Annotated in this window: 4 protein-coding genes; all 4 read left to right on the top strand. The window is 67.1% G+C overall.

Translation table 11 applies throughout. The features are described from left to right. Positions 1-321: 321 nt before the first annotated feature. Complete coding sequence (locus ABF821_RS20180) at positions 322-558, top strand: hypothetical protein (protein WP_415531371.1); 237 nt, start codon at positions 322-324, stop codon at positions 556-558. A 141-nt stretch (positions 559-699) separates the two neighbouring features. Beyond that, the gene (locus tag ABF821_RS20175) at positions 700-1,296 is read left to right on the top strand and encodes an acetate uptake transporter (RefSeq protein ID WP_415531370.1); all 597 of its coding nucleotides are present in this window, start codon (positions 700-702) and stop codon (positions 1,294-1,296) included. Between the two features lie 166 nt (positions 1,297-1,462). Next, entirely contained in the window at positions 1,463-2,473 is a 1,011-nt protein-coding gene (locus ABF821_RS20170; protein ID WP_183010341.1) for a dipeptidase, read from the top strand. 78 nt (positions 2,474-2,551) lie between these two features. Continuing rightward, a partial coding sequence (locus ABF821_RS20165; RefSeq protein ID WP_415531369.1) for an adenosylhomocysteinase occupies positions 2,552-3,300 on the top strand: 749 nt, incomplete at its 3' end.

Here is a 3,300-nt window from a genome sequence, read left to right as displayed (position 1 = left end):
GGCAAGCCCCCCACCCCCTGCCGGCCGGACCGCCTGCCCTCCGGCAAACCGGATAGGGAGCGAGGACAGAAGCAGAAGCGCCCGCGCGATGCAGGAAGTCACCCCCCAACCACGACCGTCGCCGTAGTCATGACCGTCCGGAACCGCACACACGCGGCACGACAGGCGGCACGGCCGCGTCCACGCCCACCTGGCGGTTCAGCCGGACATCCCCGAACACTCTTGCAGCCTGCTCTTCCGGCGCAATCACATCTCCGAAACCGGATTGAAGCGCCATCGGGCACACGCCACCTCCCCTGCATCGGATACAGGAGGCAAACCATGCGTATCCCCTCCAAACCGGTGCCGGCCGAGGCGATCGAACTCGTGGATCAGCACGGCCCGGACGGCCTGCTGATCGCCCGTACCCAACTCGCCCAGGCACGCGACGCTGGCGACGACGTTCGGGCCGCGCGGTGGCAGACCCTGAGCGACGCCATCAGCGCCCTTCTGGAAGATCGAAAATCCGACCGGGCCGGAGAACATGCGGCCGCCCACTTGGGCAGCCTGCACGGATAACCGCCTTGTGACCCCGATATATTCACCTAACATATATTTGTTATTGTCTGTTTAAATAGAATGACCGAGAAAAATTCCCATACGGTTGCAAAAATCCGGGCTGATCGGACAGCCCCGGCGGCCGATACGGAGACTCTCCTCATGACCCCTCTCGCCAATCCTGCACCCCTCGGCCTCGCCGGCTTCGGGATGACGACGATCCTGCTCAATCTCTGCAATGCCGGTTTCCTGCCGCTCAATTCGTCGGTGCTGGCAATGGGAATCATCTTCGGCGGCGCGGCCCAGATCCTGGCCGGACTGCTCGAATATCCCAAGGGCAACACGTTCGGGCTCACGGCCTTCACGTCCTATGGCGCGTTCTGGATTTCTCTCGTCCTGCTCGTCATCCTGCCGAAACTCGGCCTGATCCCGGCTGCGAGCGCGCCGGCCATGGCCGCCTATCTGGCGCTCTGGGGCGTCTTCACGGGCTTCCTGTTCATCGGCACGCTGCGGAGCAATCGCGTGCTGCAATTCGTGTTCTCGTCGCTCACGCTCCTGTTTTTCCTCCTCGCGCTGGGCGAATGGACGGGCAACCTCATCGTCACCCGCATCGCGGGATATGAGGGCCTGCTCTGCGGTGCCGCCGCCCTGTATCTCGCCATGGCGGAAGTGATCGAGGCCCAGTTCGGGCATCCCGTCCTGCCCTCCGGCATCCCGGCCCCGCGGCCCGCCCGGCACGTCACAGGCATCCCGGCCTGACCCGCAAAACGCCGTCTCCCCGCTCCGGCGGCACGACAATCCGATAACGACTTCCACCCTGCCTTTCTCCCTCCGGGGCCAGAAGGCAGGGTTTTTTTATTCCCGCCGCGCCATACCGCCCGCCACTCCTTACGGATCGCGCGTTTCCAGCCTACATTGCGGCACCATGACCGATCTTCCGCACGCTCCCCTGCTGACCGTCGATACGCATATCGACATCCCCTGGCCCGACCGGGGCGATTTCACGCAGGACACCGACTATCGCCATGTCGACCTGCCCAAGCTGCGCCGGGGCGGCATCGCAGCCGCCTGCCTCGTCGCCTATGTCGGCCAGGGCGCCACCGACCCGACCGCCCACGCCGCGATCTCCCGACAGGCCCTGGCGATGCTCGATGCGATCAACCAGGGCGTCGAAGGCGGCCCGGCGCGAATCTGCCCGCTGGCGGCGGAGATCGAATCCGCGTTCCGCGAGGGCATCACCGCCATCGTCCCGGCGGTCGAAAACGGCTATGCGATGGGCGAGGATCTTTCCCTGCTGGCGCAGTTCCGCGCCCGCGGCGCGCGCTACATGACGCTGACCCACAACGGCCATAACGCCCTGGCGGATTCGGCCCGCCCGATGGCGTCCCTCAGCGACCCCGAATCCCGCCATGGCGGCCTGTCCGGCCTGGGCCGCGAGGCAATCGCCGAAATGAACCGGCTGGGCCTGATGGTCGATATCTCCCACACCGCGCGCAGCACCATGATGCAGGCGGTGCGCCTGTCGCGCAGCCCGGTCCTGGCGACCCATTCCTGCGTCCGCGCGCTCTGCGACCACCCGCGCAACCTGGACGACGAACAGCTCGACGCCCTGCGCGATTGCGACGGCGTCATCCACATCACGGCGGTGGATGCCTTCCTGCGCCCGCGCGAAGTCCGCGCCCAGCGACCGGTCAGCGTGGCCGATTATGTCGATCATATCGACTATGTCGCCAACCGGATCGGCGTACGCCATGTCGGCATCTCGTCGGATTTCGACGGCGGCGGCATGATCGAGGGCTGGCGCAACGCCGCGCAGTCCCCCGCACTGACGGCGGAACTGCAACGGCGCGGCTACGACCGGGACCAGATCGCCCAGATCTGGGGCGGCAATTTCCTGCGCGTGCTCCGCGCGGCCGAGGCCGTCGCCACGGCGTGAGATCACGCCCGCGCTAGCCCTCGCCGGCCCGAGCGTCTATACCCGCCGGGATTCTGCATCAACCGAACAGGACGGAACATGACCGCCAGCACGGACTATAAGGTACGCGACATCGCTCTCGCGGAATGGGGCCGCAAGGAAATCGCGATCGCCGAGGGCGAAATGCCCGGCCTGATGGCCCTGCGCGAGGAATTCGGCGCCAGCCAGCCGCTGAAGGGCGCGCGCATCGCCGGCTGCCTGCACATGACGATCCAGACCGCCGTGCTGATCGAAACCCTGACCGCCCTGGGCGCCACGGTCCGCTGGTCGTCGTGCAACATCTTCTCGACCCAGGACCACGCCGCCGCCGCCATCGCCGCGACGGGCGTGCCGGTCTTCGCCTGGAAGGGCCTGACCGAGGAAGAGTTCTGGTGGTGCATCGAGCAGACCATCACGGGTCCGGACGGCTGGACGCCGAACATGATCCTCGATGATGGCGGCGACCTGACCGTGCTGATGCACGACAAGTATCCCGAGATGCTGAAGGACGTGCGCGGCCTGTCCGAGGAGACGACCACGGGCGTGCACCGCCTGTGGGAAATGGCGAAGAAGGGCACGCTGGCCGTCCCTGCCATCAACGTCAATGACAGCGTCACCAAGTCGAAGTTCGACAATCTGTACGGCTGCCGCGAAAGCCTGGTGGACGCGATCCGTCGCGGCACCGACGTGATGATGGCCGGCAAGGTCGCCGTGGGGGGGCGGGGAGCCGGCCGGGGGGCGGGCGCCGGGGGGGGGGTGCCGGGAGGGGCCGGGGGGCGGCGGGGGGGGGCCCTAGGAGCCGGGAAGGC

The sequence above is a fragment of the Gluconacetobacter sp. genome (genome assembly GCF_047721585.1).
Taxonomy (GTDB): Bacteria; Pseudomonadota; Alphaproteobacteria; order Acetobacterales; family Acetobacteraceae; genus Gluconacetobacter; species Gluconacetobacter dulcium.
This window is presented reverse-complemented; position numbering and strand designations above follow the sequence as displayed.